At 70.8% G+C, this 16,610-nt stretch carries 20 protein-coding genes and 1 tRNA gene; 14 read left to right on the top strand and 7 right to left on the bottom strand.

The window, feature by feature from the left end:
- Position 1 precedes the first annotated feature (1 nt).
- From ACFWVV_RS05460 to ACFWVV_RS05405, 12 genes are all read left to right on the top strand, one after another.
- Positions 2 to 2,131, top strand: a complete 2,130-nt coding sequence (locus tag ACFWVV_RS05460; RefSeq protein WP_384343303.1) for a hypothetical protein — start codon at positions 2 to 4, stop codon at positions 2,129 to 2,131.
- Between the two features lie 221 nt (positions 2,132 to 2,352).
- Positions 2,353 to 2,838 (top strand): hypothetical protein, encoded by a 486-nt coding sequence (locus ACFWVV_RS05455; RefSeq protein ID WP_384343305.1) that lies wholly within the window; start codon positions 2,353 to 2,355, stop codon positions 2,836 to 2,838.
- Between the two features lie 35 nt (positions 2,839 to 2,873).
- The gene (locus tag ACFWVV_RS05450) at positions 2,874 to 3,059 is read left to right on the top strand and encodes a hypothetical protein (protein WP_384343307.1); all 186 of its coding nucleotides are present in this window, start codon (positions 2,874 to 2,876) and stop codon (positions 3,057 to 3,059) included.
- 10 nt (positions 3,060 to 3,069) lie between these two features.
- The gene (locus ACFWVV_RS05445; RefSeq protein WP_384343310.1) at positions 3,070 to 3,258 is read left to right on the top strand and encodes a hypothetical protein; all 189 of its coding nucleotides are present in this window, start codon (positions 3,070 to 3,072) and stop codon (positions 3,256 to 3,258) included.
- A 3-nt stretch (positions 3,259 to 3,261) separates the two neighbouring features.
- Positions 3,262 to 3,393 carry a hypothetical protein gene (locus ACFWVV_RS05440; RefSeq protein ID WP_384343313.1) on the top strand — a complete coding sequence of 44 codons (132 nt, stop codon included), beginning with the start codon at positions 3,262 to 3,264 and terminating at the stop codon, positions 3,391 to 3,393.
- A gap of 22 nt (positions 3,394 to 3,415) precedes the next feature.
- Positions 3,416 to 3,874 (top strand): single-stranded DNA-binding protein, encoded by a 459-nt coding sequence (gene ssb, locus ACFWVV_RS05435; RefSeq protein ID WP_384343315.1) that lies wholly within the window; start codon positions 3,416 to 3,418, stop codon positions 3,872 to 3,874.
- A 620-nt stretch (positions 3,875 to 4,494) separates the two neighbouring features.
- Positions 4,495 to 5,943 carry a DNA cytosine methyltransferase gene (locus ACFWVV_RS05430; protein WP_384422614.1) on the top strand — a complete coding sequence of 483 codons (1,449 nt, stop codon included), beginning with the start codon at positions 4,495 to 4,497 and terminating at the stop codon, positions 5,941 to 5,943.
- Positions 5,944 to 6,649: 706 nt separating this feature from the next.
- On the top strand, positions 6,650 to 7,552 hold the full coding sequence (locus ACFWVV_RS05425; protein WP_384343321.1) for a bifunctional DNA primase/polymerase: 903 nt from the start codon (positions 6,650 to 6,652) through the stop codon (positions 7,550 to 7,552).
- Positions 7,549 to 7,908 (top strand): hypothetical protein, encoded by a 360-nt coding sequence (locus ACFWVV_RS05420; protein WP_384343324.1) that lies wholly within the window; start codon positions 7,549 to 7,551, stop codon positions 7,906 to 7,908. Before ACFWVV_RS05425 ends, ACFWVV_RS05420 begins: the two co-directional genes overlap by 4 nt.
- Positions 7,905 to 9,170: a DUF3631 domain-containing protein gene (locus ACFWVV_RS05415; protein WP_384343327.1), complete on the top strand. Its 1,266-nt coding sequence runs from the start codon at positions 7,905 to 7,907 to the stop codon at positions 9,168 to 9,170. The genes ACFWVV_RS05420 and ACFWVV_RS05415 overlap by 4 nt, the downstream gene beginning before the upstream one ends.
- Positions 9,171 to 9,316: 146 nt before the next feature.
- Entirely contained in the window at positions 9,317 to 9,520 is a 204-nt protein-coding gene (locus ACFWVV_RS05410; protein ID WP_384343603.1) for an excisionase family DNA-binding protein, read from the top strand.
- An 8-nt stretch (positions 9,521 to 9,528) separates the two neighbouring features.
- A complete protein-coding gene (locus ACFWVV_RS05405; protein ID WP_384343330.1) occupies positions 9,529 to 10,857 on the top strand; it encodes a tyrosine-type recombinase/integrase in 1,329 nt (442 codons plus the stop codon).
- Positions 10,858 to 10,933: 76 nt separating this feature from the next.
- On the opposite strand, the gene ACFWVV_RS05400 is transcribed toward ACFWVV_RS05405, so the two are convergent.
- The 4 genes from ACFWVV_RS05400 to ACFWVV_RS05385 form a co-directional block, all read right to left on the bottom strand.
- Positions 10,934 to 11,020: transfer RNA gene (locus tag ACFWVV_RS05400), tRNA-Ser, on the bottom strand.
- 68 nt (positions 11,021 to 11,088) lie between these two features.
- Positions 11,089 to 11,517, bottom strand: a complete 429-nt coding sequence (tadA, locus tag ACFWVV_RS05395; RefSeq protein ID WP_384343606.1) for a tRNA adenosine(34) deaminase TadA — start codon at positions 11,515 to 11,517, stop codon at positions 11,089 to 11,091.
- A gap of 83 nt (positions 11,518 to 11,600) precedes the next feature.
- Complete coding sequence (locus tag ACFWVV_RS05390) at positions 11,601 to 12,161, bottom strand: hypothetical protein (protein WP_384343333.1); 561 nt, start codon at positions 12,159 to 12,161, stop codon at positions 11,601 to 11,603.
- Positions 12,162 to 12,330: 169 nt separating this feature from the next.
- Entirely contained in the window at positions 12,331 to 12,522 is a 192-nt protein-coding gene (locus tag ACFWVV_RS05385) for a hypothetical protein (RefSeq protein ID WP_384343336.1), read from the bottom strand.
- A gap of 118 nt (positions 12,523 to 12,640) precedes the next feature.
- Between ACFWVV_RS05385 and upp the strand changes: the two genes are divergently transcribed.
- Positions 12,641 to 13,276 carry a uracil phosphoribosyltransferase gene (gene upp / locus ACFWVV_RS05380; RefSeq protein WP_384343339.1) on the top strand — a complete coding sequence of 212 codons (636 nt, stop codon included), beginning with the start codon at positions 12,641 to 12,643 and terminating at the stop codon, positions 13,274 to 13,276.
- Between the two features lie 76 nt (positions 13,277 to 13,352).
- Here the strand turns inward: upp and ACFWVV_RS05375 are convergent, their stop codons facing one another.
- A complete protein-coding gene (locus tag ACFWVV_RS05375; protein ID WP_384343342.1) occupies positions 13,353 to 13,982 on the bottom strand; it encodes a LytR C-terminal domain-containing protein in 630 nt (209 codons plus the stop codon).
- 125 nt (positions 13,983 to 14,107) lie between these two features.
- Positions 14,108 to 14,404, bottom strand: a complete 297-nt coding sequence (locus tag ACFWVV_RS05370) for a type II toxin-antitoxin system VapB family antitoxin (protein WP_096626547.1) — start codon at positions 14,402 to 14,404, stop codon at positions 14,108 to 14,110.
- A gap of 88 nt (positions 14,405 to 14,492) precedes the next feature.
- Here ACFWVV_RS05370 and ACFWVV_RS05365 point away from each other — a divergent pair, with 88 nt between their 5' ends.
- Positions 14,493 to 16,034, top strand: coding sequence for a helicase HerA-like domain-containing protein (locus ACFWVV_RS05365; protein WP_384343345.1), 1,542 nt, complete (start codon positions 14,493 to 14,495; stop codon positions 16,032 to 16,034).
- On the opposite strand, the gene ACFWVV_RS05360 is transcribed toward ACFWVV_RS05365, so the two are convergent.
- Positions 16,017 to 16,565 carry a hypothetical protein gene (locus ACFWVV_RS05360; RefSeq protein ID WP_384343348.1) on the bottom strand — a complete coding sequence of 183 codons (549 nt, stop codon included), beginning with the start codon at positions 16,563 to 16,565 and terminating at the stop codon, positions 16,017 to 16,019. The genes ACFWVV_RS05365 and ACFWVV_RS05360 overlap by 18 nt on opposite strands.
- Positions 16,566 to 16,610 lie beyond the last annotated feature (45 nt).

Here is a 16,610-nt window from a genome sequence, read left to right as displayed (position 1 = left end):
CATGACCAAGACCACCGACACCCCCACGGGGCCGGTGTGGGACTGGACCGCCGGTCACGGACCCGTGACCGGCGCCCTGTCCGCCACCACCGGGTGCCTCGCCCTCGCCACCACCGGGGCCGCCACCGGCATGCCCCCCACCTGGGTCCTTGCCGCCGGAAGTGCCGGGGCTATCGGCCACACCATCGCCTCTGTGCGCGCCCGCCTCTCGGCCCGCACGCTCGCCCTGCGCTCCGCGACATGGCTGGTCGGCGCCGGGTGGACAACATGGGCCATGACCACCGGCCCCCTCACCTGGGCCGCTCTCGGCTCGCTGGCCACCCTCGGGGTCGGCATCGGTGCCGGGGCCCGCTCCACCGGCCTCTATGAAGAGGCCCGTGAGCTGGAAGCGCTCGCCGTCGCCGAACAGCAGGTCGCCCGTGAACTGTCCGCAGAGCGGCGTGCCATCGCTGCGGAGTGGGTGGACCGCATCCAGCGGGTCTGCGGCATCACCCTGCGCATCCTCGCCGTCGAGAACTGGCCCTCCGGGGCCGGGTTCACCATCGACGCCGAACTCCCGCCCGGCGGCACCACCTACGACCGCATCGCCGTTCAGTCCGCGGCGCTCGCAGCCGACGCCCGCCTCCCGCACGGATGCACCGCCACCGCCTCGCAGGGCATCGACCAGGGCCGCGTGCTCATCGACGTGAGCACCGTCAACGTCCTGGTCACGGAGATCGGCTACCCCACCGACTACTCGCCGCTCTCCGTGCTTACCGGCATTCCGTGGGGGGTGCGCACCAACGCCGAAGAGATCCGCGCCTACCTCCGCGAGCAGTGCGCCCTGGTGGTCGGCCCCACCGGGTCGGGCAAGACGAACCTGGTCCACTCGATCCTTGCCGGGTTCGCCCGCGCCACGGACATGCTGACCTGGGTCATCGACCTCAACGCCGGATCGGCCGGCCTGCCGTGGGTGCGCCCCGCCCTGAACAGCGACGGCAGCACGCAGGGCGTACGGCCGGGCATCGACTGGCTGGCCGCCTCCTATGAGGAAGCCATCCTGATGCTGGACGCGGCGGTGCGGGTGGCAAAGCACCGCAAGATGGCCTACCAGGAGCTGCTCAGCGAGCAGAACACCGACCTGCTGCCGGTCAGCGACCGCATTCCGCAGATCATCATCCTGGTGGACGAAGGTGCGGAAATCCTGGTCAGCACCGACCCGAAGCTGAAGAAGCTCGCAGCGAAGCTGCAGGAAGTCATCCGCATCGCCCGTGCGATGGGCATCCGCACCGTGCTGACCGCGCTCGGTGCCACCGGCTCGGTTCTCGGCAACCTGATAGTCCGCCGGGAGGCCAGGATCCGGGTGGCCCTGACCGGCGGCGAGACCGAGGGCATGGACCTGGGCAAGCAGTTCCCCGGCGTCCGCGGTCTCCGTCCCGACCAGGCCCCCTACAAGGGCGCCGGGTTCATGGGCACCCCCGAGTCGCCCGCGGCGCTGTTCAAGTCGTGGCGGATCCTGCCCAACCAGATCCGCGACATCGTCCACGCCACGTCCGACCGGCACCCCGCCCTGGACGCCATTTCCGCCAAGGCCGCGGGCCCCACCTACGCCCGCCGCTGGGACAGCGCCCGCACCGCGTGGATCAACGACCACCTCACCACCCCGCCGCCCCCGGCCCTGGGAGCGGAACAGCAGGCGGCCCGCGGCGGGCACGGACTCAACCTCTCCGCCTTGCGCACCGAGCAGCCGGCCGACGGCGAAAGCCGCGAGGACGCGCTCGCCCGGAAGTTCCGCGAAGAGATCGACGCACAGTTCGCCACCGCACCCGACCCCGCCACCCCGGCCCCGGGGAAGCCCGAACGCGACAGCGGGCCGGGGCTCAACCTCTCCGCGCTGCGCGGTACGGAGCCGCCCGAGGACAACGCCGCCCGCGAGGCAGCCCTCGCGCTGCTGCTCGCCGCCGGGCCGGAAGGCACCGGCGCCTCCGCGATGGAGCGCGAGCTGAAAGCCGAGCACGGCACTACCCGGCAAACGATCGTCGGCTGGCTCAAGTCGTGGACCACGGACGGCTTCGCGGTACGGATCGGCAGCGGCACCAAGGTCCGCTACGTCCACCGCGATCACGCCTCCAACCTCCCTCCCGAGAGCTGACCCTGTCGCTTGTCACCCCACCCCCGGCAAGCCCCCCAGTCGGCCTTCTGCGGGCCGAAAAAGCGCTTTGACCTGGGAGACGACAAGCGACAAGACAAGCGACAAGACAAGACAAGCGACAAGGCAGACGACAGGCAGCACGACAAGCAGCACGACAAGCCACGCACCGGCCGGCGCCCCCACCCCCGGGGGCCGGCCGGGGCCTGTGAGGGGAGTCCCTTGTGCACTCCGAGACCCCGTACACGATCACCACCGCCGCCCGGAACCCCGACCCGCTCGCCTATTTGGCACCCGCCCCGCGGGCCGTGATGCTCCCCTCCGAGATGCCGCCCGGAGTCCAGCGGGTGATCCTCCCCAACGGCGAGCACGCCCTCGCCTACGTCCAGACCCCCACCCACGCGGTACCGCCCGCACCTCCCGCGCCGCAGCCGATCCCGGCGTGGGCCAAGACCGTCGCTCTCCTGACGCCGACGATCGGCGGGGGCATCGCCGCCGCCGGAATCGGCCTCTCCTACGCCGCCCCGGGACTGATCGCCATGACCGACGCCCTCTGGGCCGCCGTCGCCTTCATCGCCATCGGCGCCCTCGCCGTCCCCCTGATCCTGCGCTGCACCCGCTCCCGCACCGCAGCCCCGGCACACATCACGCAGAACATCACCGCGACCGGCATGTTCGGCCGCGCCAACGGAACCATCAACCACCGCTGACGCCGCCCTGGCGGCCCCACCGGAAGGAGGTCGCCGTGGTCGCGACCATCCCGCTCGTCCTGCTCTTCGGTGTCCTGCTGGCCGTGATCCTGCGCGCCTCGCGCGGCGGCTACATCCTCGCCCTCGTGGCCACCCTCTTCGGGTTCTTCCTCGCTGCCACCGGCGCCGCGGGCCCCGTCAACCAGGCCATACGCACCTTCTTCGACGTCCTGTCTCAGTGAGGAGAGCCCCATGACCTGCCGTCCCTGCACCACCAGCCGCACCGTCCGCCTCCACGCCTACCCGGCCGGAGACGCCCGCGCCTCGCTCAAGGCCGCACACGCTGCGACCGAAGCCCGCCAGCAGACCACCGCCCCCGTCCACATCCACTACGAGGCCGCCGACGACACCTTTGTCGTCCTGCGCACCGAGGAGAACTGACCCATGGACGAAGACTTCGAAGAATTCGACTGCGAGCAGTGCGCCCCCTCCGACGGCAGCGAGCCGTACGTCCCGCACTGCTGCGGCTGCGGGGCCGACGGCTCCAGCGAACGCCCCGACTGCAACTGCCAGTAGTACCCACCCGAAGGAGATCAGCATGTCGTTCGGAGAGACCCCCATCACGATCGTCGGCAACCTGACCGCCGACCCGGAACTGAAGTTCACCGAGGGCGGCGCCGCGCTCGCGAAGTTCACCGTCGCCTCCACCCCGCGCTCCTTCAACAAGGAGTCGGGCCAGTGGCAGGACGGCACGTCCACGTTCTTCCGCTGCGCCGCCTGGCGCACCCTCGCCGAACACGTCGCCGAATCCCTGGCCAAGGGGACCCGGGTCGTGGTCACCGGCCGGATCCGCCAGCACGACTGGAAGACCCCCGAGGGCGAGAACCGGTCCATGCTCGCCGTCGAGGTCGACGAGATCGGGGCGTCCCTGCGGTTCGTGAACGTCACCATCCGCAAGGACGACGGAGCCCGCCGCACCTCCGCCCCGGGCCCGGACGCGTGGGCATCCGCCGGCCCCGCCGCACAGGGCAGCTCCGGGGAGGAACCGCCGTTCTAGCTGTGCCCGGGGTCGGCGTCCTCTCGCCGGATGATCACGCCCACCCCGGCTCCCCCCAGTCCCTTCGGGCTGGAGGTGCGGACCGTACGCGGTCCGCACCTCCAGCCTCGTCCTCGGCCGTCCTCGGCCGAGGACCCCGCGAAGAGTGACTTCGCGGATAACTTGCTCGCCACCAGGTCGACTTCGGTCCGCCCCATGGTCCGGTCCGTCCGCGGCTTCGATCCGCCCCGACGGTCCGGACGTCCGCGACTTTGGTCCGTCCCCCGGTCCGTTGGTCCGCGGCCCGGTCCGCCCGGACGGTCCGGCCTTGGTCCGTCCGTCTGGCCTGGTCCGCCCGTCCGGGCAGCGGACCGGACCGGACCGGCTGACCCACGGACCGTGACTGGACCGTAGGGCCGACCCAAGGGGCGGGCACCGTACACCCGGTTTCCTGACTTCGGAAATCAGGAATTCTCCGGATCATCGTTCACAGACCTCGCCGACGAAACGCCTGGTGGCGGACCGTCGCCGGGCTCTGTGGTGCCCGCAGCCGTGGGCACATCAGGGGTGGACGCCCTCTCGCCAAAAGATCGCGTCCGCCCTGGCTCTGCCCGTCCCTTCGAGAACACACGGGAGTTGCTGTGCTGACCTTGACCGATCTGTTCTGTGGTGCCGGTGGATCGTCCACCGGCGCCATCAACGTCCCCGGTGTGCAGGTGCGGATGGCCGCCAACCACACCCGGCACGCCATCGACACCCACCAGGCCAACCACCCCGACACCGACCACGACTGCGCCGACCTCTCCCAGGTCGAGCCCCGCCGATACCCGACCACGGACATCCTGTGGGCGTCTCCGGAGTGCACCAACCACTCCAACGCCAAAGGCGTCGCCAGGGACCACGGCGAATGGGACAACGGGCTGTTCGCCGCCGACGGCACCAACGAGACCGCGATCCGCTCCCGCGCCACCATGTGGGACGTGCCCCGGTTCGCCGAGGTCCACCAGTATCGGGCGATCATCGTGGAGAACGTGGTGGAGTCCCGCTGGTGGGGGCCGAAGTCCAACCGCGGTGCGGTCCACGATGCGTGGCTGGCCACCATGAAGGCATGGGGCTACGACCACCGGGTGGTCTACCTCAACTCCATGCACGCCGCGGCCTACGGGCGCGGCGCGGCACAGAGCAGGGACCGCAAGTACGACGTGTTCTGGCGTTCCGGCGACCGCGCCCCCGACTTCGACAAGTGGCTTCGCCCCGCCGCTGAATGCCCGACACACGGCAGGGTCCGGGCGATCCAGGGGTGGAAGACCACCAAGCTGTGCAGCCCGCTCAAGCCGTGGGGCAAGTACGGGGCCCGCAACCAGTACCAGTGGCGCTGCCCGCAGACCTCGTGCCGCAACGCGGTCATCGAGCCGGCCGTACGCGCGGCAGCCGAGATTGTGGACTGGTCCCGGCCCGCCGTCGCCATCAAAGACCGTGCGGACCGCCGGATGCGCGCCCTGGAACCGGAGACGATGCGGCGCATCCGAGCCGGATTCGAGCAGTTCCACCGCCCCTACCTGGTACCCGTCGAAGGCCGCGACGGCAAGCAGCCCTTCCCCATCGACCACCCGATGCGGACCTGCTCGACCCGCAACGAAACCGGACTCGCACTGCCCCCGTACATGGTCGAGCTACGCGGCGGCAGCTCCTCCCACCGCGCCATCACCGAGCCGCTGGCAACTGTCTGCGCAGGCGGCAACCACCACGGCGTCGTCACCGCCCCGGACATGATCCTGCCGTACTACTCCAGCACCACCGCCACCCAGGAAGCCCACCGCCCGCTGCCCACCGTCACGACCGTGGACCGGTGCGCCGCCCTGTACGGCGGGAGCGTCACCAGCGCCGAGGACATGCGGTTCCGGATGCTCGAACCGGAGGAGTACAAGGCGGCCATGGAGTTCCCCGCCGACTACATCCTCACGCCGAACGACAAGCGCACCAAGGTCGAGATGCTCGGAAACGCGGTCACCCCCAACGCGGCCCGCGACCTGGTCGCCATGGTCACCGAAGCGCTCACCGGCGAAGCCCTGGAACCCGCTGCAGGCTGACACGGGGCGCTCGCCGGTCCCCTTCCGCCACCCCAGGGGCGGAAGGCTGCAAGAGCATTGCGCCGACGGGAGCAATGCTCTTGCACCAGCTTGCTCGCCCTCGGGCGGGCGGGCTGGCGGAAGCTACGCTTCCGCCCCAACTTGCTCGCTCAGAGCCGTGTCCCGACTCGGGACACGAGTCCTGTCCCGAGTCGGGACATGCGACTTGTCCCGAGTCGGGACAAGCGCGGTCCCCACCAGGCGGTCCTGGGGACCGGTCCCCGCATCGATCGGGGACCGGTCCCCGGGACAGGGCGTCAGGGGGCCGGTCCCCGCGTGCACGGTCCCCGTGAAGTTGCTGGTCTCCGACGGGGACCGGTCCCCTGGGGGAGCCGACTACGGCCCCGCAAACGGTGCTGTTCCCCAGGGGAACAGGGCCCGCGTCCCCTCGGGGAACAGCCTCTGTGTTCCTCCGGGGAACAGCCCATTACGAACGATCCGGACGTAAGGGCGGGGCAATGTACACCCACATCGCCGGTTAGCCGAACCGGCGTTTCTCCGGATCCTCATTCACACACCGCAGCGACGGGACGCCTCACGGCGTGCTGTCGCCGTGCCCCGTCGTGCCCGCAGTCAGCGGGCATGCCCGGGGCGGGCGCCCTCTCGCCAAAGATCGCGCCCGCCCCGGTTCTCCCCGTCCCTTCGAGAACACAGGAGAACTTCCAGGATGCCTCACCTCCCTGCGTCCGCGCTGCTCGATGCAGCGCTGGCCGCTGCCGAACGCGGGTGGCACGTCTTCCCGCTCCGTCCGCACTCCAAAGTTCCCGCCCTCCACGGCGAAGCCCACTGCCCCCGCATCCGGGACTGCGCAGCCGGCCACGTGAAGTGGGAACAGCGCGCGTCCACCGATCCGCGCCGCATCCACCGTGCATGGGCCGACGCCCCGTTCAACGTCGCCATCGCCACCGGCCCCTCCCACCTGGTCGTCGTCGACCTGGACGTGTCCAAGGAGGAAGGACAGGAAGGAGCGCCTGACGGCGCCACTTCGTTGGCGGCGCTCTGCGAGCGCGCCGGAGAGCCGATCCCACAGACGTACACGGTGCGGACTGCCAGCGGCGGGCAGCATCTGTACTTCACCGCCCTGGATGACGTACGGCTCACCAACTCCACCGGCAGGCTCGGCAAGGCGATCGACACCCGCGCCCACGGCGGATACGTCGTCGCCGCGCACAGCATCGTCGGCGGGACCCGGTACACGGTCGACAACCCCACACCGCCCGCCCCGCTCCCCGCATGGCTCCTCCACGCCCTCCTGCCGCCTGTTGGGCCGCGCCCTGCGGCCCCGGTGGTGCAGGCCCGCACCACGTCGGCATACGTACGGGCGGCCCTGCGCAACGAGGTCGACAACGTCACCCACGCCCGGGAGGGCGGACGCAACGTCACCCTGCGGCGGGCGGCACGGGCGTTGGGGCGCCTGGTCGCGTCCGGCGACCTCAGCCGGGACGAAGTAGAACGGCCTCTTCATGCGGCGGGGGCCGCGGCCGGCCTTCCCCCGCGGGAAGTCGCCGCGACGGTCACCAGCGCCCTCAACTGGTCCCTCGCCAACAACCCGGCGCGGAGCCTGGCATGACCGCGCCCGCCCACCCCTCCATGAAGAGGCCGTTGAACCCCGGTCCCGGCCGCGCCTGCGTCACCGGGTTCCGCCCCGGCATCCAGGTCCGCGGGCTCGGCAGGGACCAGGTGCCCGTCGCGGACTGGCTGTGCGCCTGCGGGTGCCACGAGCGCGCCAGGGGCCGCGCCGCCGTCACCGCGGTCCTTGCCCGCGCGGAGGTCGGCCACTGCCCCCACGTCGCCGACACGGCCGCGCCCCCGAACCAGGAGGGCGCCAAGGGCGCCGCCCGTCAGGGCGTCCTTTCAGCCTTTCCCTCCGCACCACTCCCGGACACTGCACCCGCCCCGGGCCCCGAAAGGAGGAACGCCGCATGACCAGCATCAACCCGCCCGCACCGCACATCGACGGCGCCGCACTGCTCGACCAGGTCGAGGCATTCCACCGCCGCTTCAACGTCTTCCCCCTCCAGGCCGCCTACGTCGCCGTCACCCTCTGGGACGCGCACGCGCACCTGGTCGACTGCTTCGAGACCACACCCCGCATCGCGTTCCTCTCCCCGGAACCCGCATCCGGCAAGTCCCGGGCCCTGGAGATCGTGGAAACCCTCACCCCGAACGCGGTGAGCACCGAATCGGCCTCGGCGAACGCCCTCTACCGGCTGATCGAGGGACCTGCCGGGCTCCCCACCGTCCTCTTCGACGAGGTCGACACCATCTTTGGCCCCAAGGCCGGGGACAACGAGCCCCTGCGCGGCTTTTTGAACTCCGGCTACCGGCGCATCGGCGGCGCCATCCGCTGTGTCGGAGAAGGGTCGAAGCAGGAGGCGACGACGTTCTCCAGCTTCTGCGCGGTGGCCATGGCCGGCCTCGGCTCTCTGCCGGACACGATCCTCACGCGCTCCGTCATCATCCGGATGCGGCGCCGGGCGCCGAACGAGGAGGTCGAGCCCTACCGGCAGCGCATCCACGAGAAGCAGGGCCACGCCCTGCGCGAGCAACTCGCCGAATGGGCCGACACCGTCCGCGACCTCGTTGCGAACGCGTGGCCGCAGATGCCGCACGGGGTCACTGACCGGCCCGCCGACGTGTGGGAGCCGCTGCTGGCCATCGCGGACGCCGCCGGTGGGCAGTGGCCGGAGCGGGCGCGCGCCGCCTGTGTCGAGCTGATCCAGTCGGCAGCGGCCAGCGACAAGATGTCCATGGGCATCCGGCTGCTGACCGACCTGCGCGACCACGTCCTCAACGGCATCGACCGCCTGCCCACCGTCGCCGTCCTGGACCGCCTCTACGCGCTGGATGAAGCCCCGTGGGCCGACATGGGAGGCAGGCCCCTCGGTCCCCGCGGACTCGCCAAGATGCTCAGCGAGTACGTCACGGCGGACAACACCCCGATCGCTCCGCGCAACATCAAGACCGGAGCGAGCGTCCTCAAGGGCTACTACGCCGCCGACATGGCCGACGCCTGGCAGCGCTATTGCCCCCCTCCCCCGGGAAACACCGCTACGTCCGCTACTGCCGCTACCGCGCAGGTCAGCGGCCTAAATCAGGTAGCGCAACGCCGGATCAGCCCCGCTACCCCGACCCCGCTTCCCGCTACCCCGTCACCCCTGCCCGGCAGCGCCGCACCCCGCCGGTAGCCCCACCTATCCGCTACCGCCGCGCTTCCCGCTACCCCAAAAATGCCTCTGACCAGGGCGGTAGCGGGAGTAGCGCCAGTAGCGGCACTCCAGGGGGAGGGGCGATGTCCCTCCCCCTGCCCACAAGGAGATCTGCATTGAGTGAGATCGAGTACGACCCGACGTTGGTGCTGCTCACGGTCGAGGAAGCCGCGCGCCGACTGCGCATCGGCCGGACGCTCTGCTACCGCCTCATCCGCGCTGGCGAGCTGGAGTCCGTCCCCGTCGGCCGCCTGCGCCGTGTCCCGGCGGAGGCCATCCCCGAGTACGTCGCTCGCCTGCGCCAGACCCACCGAGCCCTCGCCGCGTAAGGAGCCCCATGGAAGACGAAGAGAAGCGCACCCGCCGTCCCAACGGCGAATCCAGCATCTACCTCGGCAAGGACGGCCGTTGGCACGGCCGGGTGACCGTCGGAGTGAAGGACGACGGATCGCCGGACCGGCGTCACGTCTCGCGCAAGACCAAGCCCGAAATCCACAAGGCGGTGAGGAAGCTGGAGAACATGCGCGACAACGGCAACGTGCCCAAGCCCGGCAAGCCGTGGACGGTCAAGACGTGGCTCGCCCACTGGGTGGAGAACATCGCGAAGCCGGTGATCAGCGTCAACACCTACAGCGGGTACGAGGTCGCGGTGCGTGTCCACCTCACGCCGGGGCTCGGAGCGCATCGCCTGGACAAGCTGCAACCGGAACACGCCGAACGGTTCTACGCCAAGATGAAGGCCAACGGGAGCAAGCCCGCCACCGTCCACCAGGCGCACCGCACCCTGCGGGCCGCCTTGAACGAGGCGGTCCGACGACGGCACCTCGCCTCCAACCCGGTGAACCTGGCGAAGGTTCCCCCGGTGGTGGAGGAAGAGGTCGACCCGTACACGTTGGAAGAGGTCGCGCGCCTCATGGAGGCTGCGGCCGACCGGCGACACCCCGTCCGGTGGTTCCTCGCCCTGGCTCTCGGTCTCAGGCAGGGCGAGGCGTTGGGTCTCAAGTGGGCCGATCTCGACCTGGACAACGGGCTGCTGAAGGTTCGGCGCAGTCGGCTGCGGCCCAAGTACGAGCACGGATGCGCGGATCCGTGCGGGAAGTCGCCGGGCTACTGCAAGCAGCGGAAGCACATCCGGCCCCCCACGAAGGAGACGAAGTCGCGGGCGGGGACCAGGCCCATCGGCCTCCCGCCGCAGCTCCTCCCGATGCTCAAGGTCCACCAGGAGGCGCAGGCTCGGGAGAAGGAGCGGGTCCGGCAGCTCTGGGAGGACGACGACTGGGTGTTCACCAACGAGGTCGGGCGGCCCGTGAACCCGCGCTTCGACTGGGAGGAGTGGAAGCGGCTGTTGAAGGCAGCGAAGGTCCGGGACGGGCGCCTGCACGACGCCCGGCACACGGCGGCCACGGTGCTCCTGCTGCTCGGTATCCCGGACACCGCCGTCGACGGCATCATGGGCTGGGAGCCCGGCGGAGCACAGCGCCGCCGCTATCAGCACCTGACCGCGCCGATCCTGAAGAACATCGCGGACAAGATGGGCCGCACCCTCTGGCCGGCCGAACGGCCCGTACCGATGGACGCTGCCGAGTCCGTGAAGGAAGCCCTCGGCAACCTCCCGGAAGACGGTCCCGACGATCTCCCCGGAGAATCACCCGATCAGGTCAAGTGAGACCAGAACTGAGACCAGGAACGACGGAAGCCCCGTCCCTTGCGGGGCGGGGCTTCACGTTCCTACTGCTCAAGAGCGGTAGCGGTGGGATTTGAACCCACGGATAGCTTGCACCATCACACGCTTTCGAGGCGTGCTCCTTAGGCCACTCGGACACGCTACCGAGACAGAGTCTAGCCCACGTGGGGCAGTGCTCCGAAACCGATAACCGCCAGGTCCGGGCCGGGACGGCTACCGGTCGCGGAAGAACGCGGTCAGCTGGGCCGCGCACTCCTCCTCGCGTACGCCCGCGATCACCTCCGGGCGATGGTTGAGCCGCCGGTCCCGTACGAGGTCCCAGAGCGAGCCCGCCGCCCCGGCCTTCTCGTCGCGGGCACCGTAGACGACCCGGCCGATCCGGGACTGGACGATCGCGCCCGCGCACATCACGCACGGTTCGAGGGTGACGACCAGCGTGCAGCCGGTCAGCCGCCACTGCCCCAGCCGCTCGGCGCCCCGCCGGATCGCCAGTACCTCGGCGTGCGCCGTCGGGTCGCCGTGCAGCTCCCGCTCGTTGTGCCCGAGCGCGAGCACCTCCCCGGCCGGGGACAGCAGGACGGCGCCGACCGGCACATCGCCGGCCGCCGCTGCCGCCGCCGCCTCGGCCAGGGCGAGAACCATGGCCGGCTGCCATGGCTCCCGTACGAGGTCACAGGTGCGTGCCCCCGACTCGCGCGGGTCGTGCTGGTTCTGCGGGTGGTGCACTAGCGCACGGCCTCCAGGATTTCCGCGGCGCCCAGTGCGTCCACGATCTCGGACAGTGCGTCACTGCCGAGCTCCAGGAGCCGCTGCTCGGTCATGCCCAGATCGGCCAGGATGCGCCGGTCGCCGACCGGGCCCGCCGTCGCGGCGGCGGTCCTGCCCGGGCCTTCCGGGGTCTCGTCGACCACTCCTTCGCCGTCCCCGTCCGGGGCGGCCGGTTCGCTCTCGCCGTCCTCGGTGCCGTCGAGGTCCAGCAGGTCCAGGTCGGCGGAGGGGTCGTCGCCCTCTGCGCCGAGCAGTTCGTTGGTGAGGATCTCTCCGTAGCTGGAGCGGGCCGCGGCGGCTGCGTCGGAGACGTAGATCCGCGGGTCCTCCAGGTCCTCCACGCGGACGACGCCGAACCAGGCGTCCTCCTGCTCGAGGTAGACGAGGACCGTGTCGTCGTCCAGCGAGCCCTCCCGGGCCAGCTCGACGAAGTCCGACAGGGTTTCCACGTCGTCGAGCTCTGTGTCGCTCGCTTGCCAACCGTCTTCGGTGCGCGCGAGCAGTGCGGCGATGTACACCGTGACTCTCCCACTGATCAGAGGTGTGACGATTCAGCGGTGCTCCGCTCGGCCCCGCCCACCGGAATCGTGGCAGAAACCTGGGCCGAGCGAGAGGTCTTCGGCTCTTGCGTCGTGCATCAGTCCGGAGGGTGAGCTGTTCGGCGGTGGCCGGGAAGTGCCGTCGCGGCTACCAGCGAAAGGTGCGCATCCGCATCTGCTGGCGCATTCTGGCCGCCCTGGCGCGCCTCGGCTGGACGCGATCCCGCAGCTCCTTGGCCTCGTTCAGTTCGCGCAGGAACTGGGCGCGTCGGCGCCTGCGCGCGGCGTCGCTCTCCTCCGCGTGGTGTCCGGCGGTGTCCTGTTCTGGCTGCTGCGTCATCGTCCGCACCGTTCCGAAGTGGCGGGATGGGTCATCCCTTCACCTTCCCTCCGGTCCCCGGGATGATGCGAGCGGAGCGGTGAGGCAGGCGGCGGCCACGCCCGGTTACTGTTGAATCATGCGGATACACGTCGTCGACCACCCGCTGGTGGCGCACAAACTCACCACGCTGCGCGACAAGCGCACCGATTCCCCCACCTTCCGGCGCCTCGCCGACGAGCTGGTCACCCTGCTCGCGTACGAGGCCACCCGGGACGTGCGCACCGAGCAGGTCGACATCGAGACGCCGGTCACCCCGACCACGGGCGTCAAGCTGTCCTACCCGCGCCCCCTGGTCGTACCGATCCTGCGTGCCGGGCTCGGCATGCTCGACGGCATGGTCCGGCTGCTGCCGACCGCCGAAGTGGGCTTCCTCGGCATGATCCGCAACGAGGAGACCCTCCAGGCGGAGACGTACGCGACCCGGATGCCCGAGGACCTCTCCGGCCGCCAGGTGTACGTGCTCGACCCGATGCTGGCGACCGGCGGCACGCTCGTCGCGGCCATCAGGGAGCTCATCAAGCGCGGCGCGGACGACGTCACCGCCGTCGTGCTGCTCGCCGCGCCGGAGGGCGTCGAGGTCATGGAGCGCGAGCTGGCCGGTACGCCGGTCACCGTCGTGACGGCCTCGGTCGACGAGCGGCTCAACGAGAACGGCTACATCGTGCCGGGCCTGGGCGACGCGGGTGACCGGATGTACGGCACCGCGGAGTGACACGGACGGCGTAGCGACAGGGGCCTGCCCGGCACGATGCGCCGGACGGGCCCCGAAGGCGTTGCGCGCGCTTGACTCAGCACTTTCCGGAGGGCGCGGGGGCGGGCTTGGCCAGGGCGGCCAGGGCCGCGTCCGCGTCCTTCTTGGTGTCCAGGGACTTGAACGCGTTGCCGATGATCAGGTCCACGTCCTGCCCGGAGCGGGTGTCGGCCTTCTTCTGGGCGCCCTTGACCTGCGTGCCGAGCACCGGGAGCAGGCTGTCCAGGGACGCCGGGGCGCCGACCAGCAGGGCGGCGGCCTTGACCTTCTTGTCGTACTCGGGAGGCGCGTTGGTGAACTTCACGACCTGGAAGCCGCGCTTGCGCAGCTCGTCCCCGACCTGCCGGGCGAGGCCGCTGCGCGGGGTCGCGTTGTAGACGTTGACCTTGATCGCGGCGGGCTTCGGGGGCTTGCCCGCGGGGGTGGGTCCGGGGGTCGCCGCGGGCTTGCAGTCGGGCTGCCTGCCGCCTGCCACCGCCTTCTTCTCACCACCGGTGAAGACGTCGATGAGCTGCAGCGTTCCCCACCCGACCAGGCCCAGGGCGGCGATGCAGGACACCACAAGCAGGACGATCCTGCGGCGGTTACGGGGGCGGCGCATCCGGGGGTAGGCGTTACCCGTGATGCGGTACTTTCCGCCCATGCCGGGGGGAGTCAGCATGCTCATGGCCGCAGCGTAGTGCCGGCCGGCAGCAATGCGTACTAAATGATCAACGAATGGGTCAATCATCGGCCAAGCCCAACCCGAAAGGGTCAATGGGGCATTGGGTGCGAACCGGTGGAGAGGTGCGGTCAGCCCAGGTCGAGGACGCGGGCGTGCAGTACCTGGCGCTGCTGCAGCGCGGCACGCACCGCGCGGTGCAGCCCGTCCTCCAGGTAGAGGTCGCCCTGCCACTTCACGACGTGCGCGAAGAGGTCGCCGTAGAAGGTCGAGTCCTCGGCGAGGAGGGTTTCGAGATCCAGCTGGCCCTTGGTGGTGACGAGCTGATCGAGGCGGACCGGGCGCGGCGCGACGTCCGCCCACTGCCGGGTGCTTTCCCGGCCGTGGTCGGGGTACGGCCGGCCGTTTCCGATGCGCTTGAAGATCACACGGAAAGCCTACCGGTCAAGGTGCTCCGGGCGCAGCCAGGAAAGAGGGATGCAAAGGTCGTATTCAGCACCAGAACGGGAGCAAACGATGAGCGGAACTACCCCCTCCGGTGACATGGGTGACGCCGGAGCGACGATTGCGGGCGGTTACGCCTTCGAAGGGCCCGCTCTGGATCTTGGTGCGCTGCTGTGGGACGGGGCCTGTCTGCCCGAGGCGCCGATCCGGATCCCGCTCGCCGTGCTGAACCGGCACGGGCTCGTCGCGGGCGCGACCGGCACCGGCAAGACGAAGACGCTCCAGCTGATCGCCGAACAGCTCTCGGCCCAGGGGGTGCCGGTGTTCCTCGCCGACATCAAGGGCGATGTGTCGGGCATATCGGCGCCCGGCGAGGAGAACGAGAAGGTGCGGGAGCGGGCGGCGGCTGTCGGCCAGCGGTGGCAGGCCGCCGGCTTCCCCTGCGAGTTCTACGCGCTCGGCGGGATCGGTCCGGGCATCCCGTTGCGGGCGACGGTGACCAGTTTCGGCCCCGTACTGCTCGCCAAGGTCCTCCAGCTCAACCGGACGCAGGAGCAGTCGCTGGGCCTGATCTTCCACTACGCGGACGCCAAGGGCCTGGAGCTGGTGGACCTGAAGGACCTGCGGGCCGTCGTCGCCTTCCTCACCTCCGACGTGGGCAAGGCGGAGCTGAAGGGGATCGGCGGGCTCTCGACGGTGACGGCCGGGGTGATCCTGCGGGCGCTGACCGCGTTCGAGCAGCAGGGGGCCGGGGACTTCTTCGGGGAGCCCGAGTTCGACACCGCCGAGCTGCTGCGGCAGACGCCGGACGGGCGGGGGCTGGTCTCGGTGCTGGAGCTGGCCGCCGTGCAGCAGAAGCCGCAGCTCTTCTCCACCTTCCTGATGTGGCTGCTCGCGGACCTCTTCCACGACCTGCCCGAGGTCGGCGACCTCGACCGGCCGGGGCTCGTCTTCTTCTTCGACGAGGCGCACCTCCTCTTCCACGACGCGTCGAAGGCGTTCCTCGAATCGGTCACGCAGACGGTGCGGCTGATCCGTTCGAAGGGTGTCGGGGTCTTCTTCGTGACGCAGACACCGAAGGATGTCCCGGCCGACGTGCTGGCCCAGCTCGGCAACCGGGTGCAGCACGCGCTCCGGGCGTTCACCCCGGACGACGCCAAGGCACTGCGGGCGACCGTGAGGACCTTTCCGCACTCGCCGTACGACCTTCAGGAAGTCCTGCCGGGCCTCGGTACGGGCGAGGCGGTGATCACCGTACTGAACGAGCGGGGGGCGCCGACGCCGGTGGCGGCGACCCGGCTGCGGGCCCCCGAGTCGCTGATGGGCCCGGTCGGGGACGAGGCGCTGGCGCGGGCGGTCGAGTCGTCCCCGCTGTACGGGCGTTACGCGCAGGCGGTGGACCGGGAGTCGGCGTACGAGAAGCTGCGGGCGGCCCCGGCGGCCGCCGAACCGGCCCCCGCGCCGCGGGGCACCGCCCCGGAGCGGGAGGACCCTTCGCTGGTCGAACAGGTGGTGGGCAGCGGGATGTTCAAATCGCTCGCGCGGTCGATCGGTACGCAGCTGGGGCGGGAGATCAGCAGGTCCCTCTTCGGGACGTCACGCCGCCGCAGGTGAGAGCGGACGCGGCGCCACCGGGGCGGCGGACGCCTCGCGGGAGTCCTGCCAGGGGTAGCCGTGGGCGCGGAACGCCTGGGCCAGGGCGGTGCGGGACGCCCGGTGCGGGGCGCGGGCCAGCGGCCGGCCCGCCGAGTCGAGCACGACGAGGTCCTTGCCCTCGACGAGGACGGCGGCCACCCGCTCCCGGCGCAGCGACAGCGGCTTCTGCCGGTCGCCGAACTCGATCCCGAGCGTGTCGCCGTCGAGCGTCACCTTCACCGAGTCAGCGACGGCGACGAAGGCGGCGAGCAGCCCCAGGAGCGTCATGGCGAGCGCGAACGTCGCCGCCTGCCAGGTCGCCTCCATGTCGCCGACGAACGCGAAGACGTTGCCCAGCGGCAGCAGCGACATCCCGTCCAGCCACCGGGCCACCGGCGGCAGCGCGAAGCCGAGTCCGAGCCCCGCGGCGGGGAATCCGGCCAGGATGCGCAGGAGCCGGGCGCGCGGGTAGCCCAGTACGGTCGGTTGCGGCGGCTGGTGGTGGCTCATCTCTGTGTCCCCCGTGGGTCGGTGGTCGTCGGCGGCGGCTGCGGT

Source organism: Streptomyces sp. NPDC058663 (assembly GCF_042716745.1).
GTDB lineage: Bacteria > Actinomycetota > Actinomycetes > Streptomycetales > Streptomycetaceae > Streptomyces.
The sequence above is the reverse complement of the archived record's forward strand: the minus strand, read 5'-3'. Positions and strand labels throughout refer to the sequence as shown.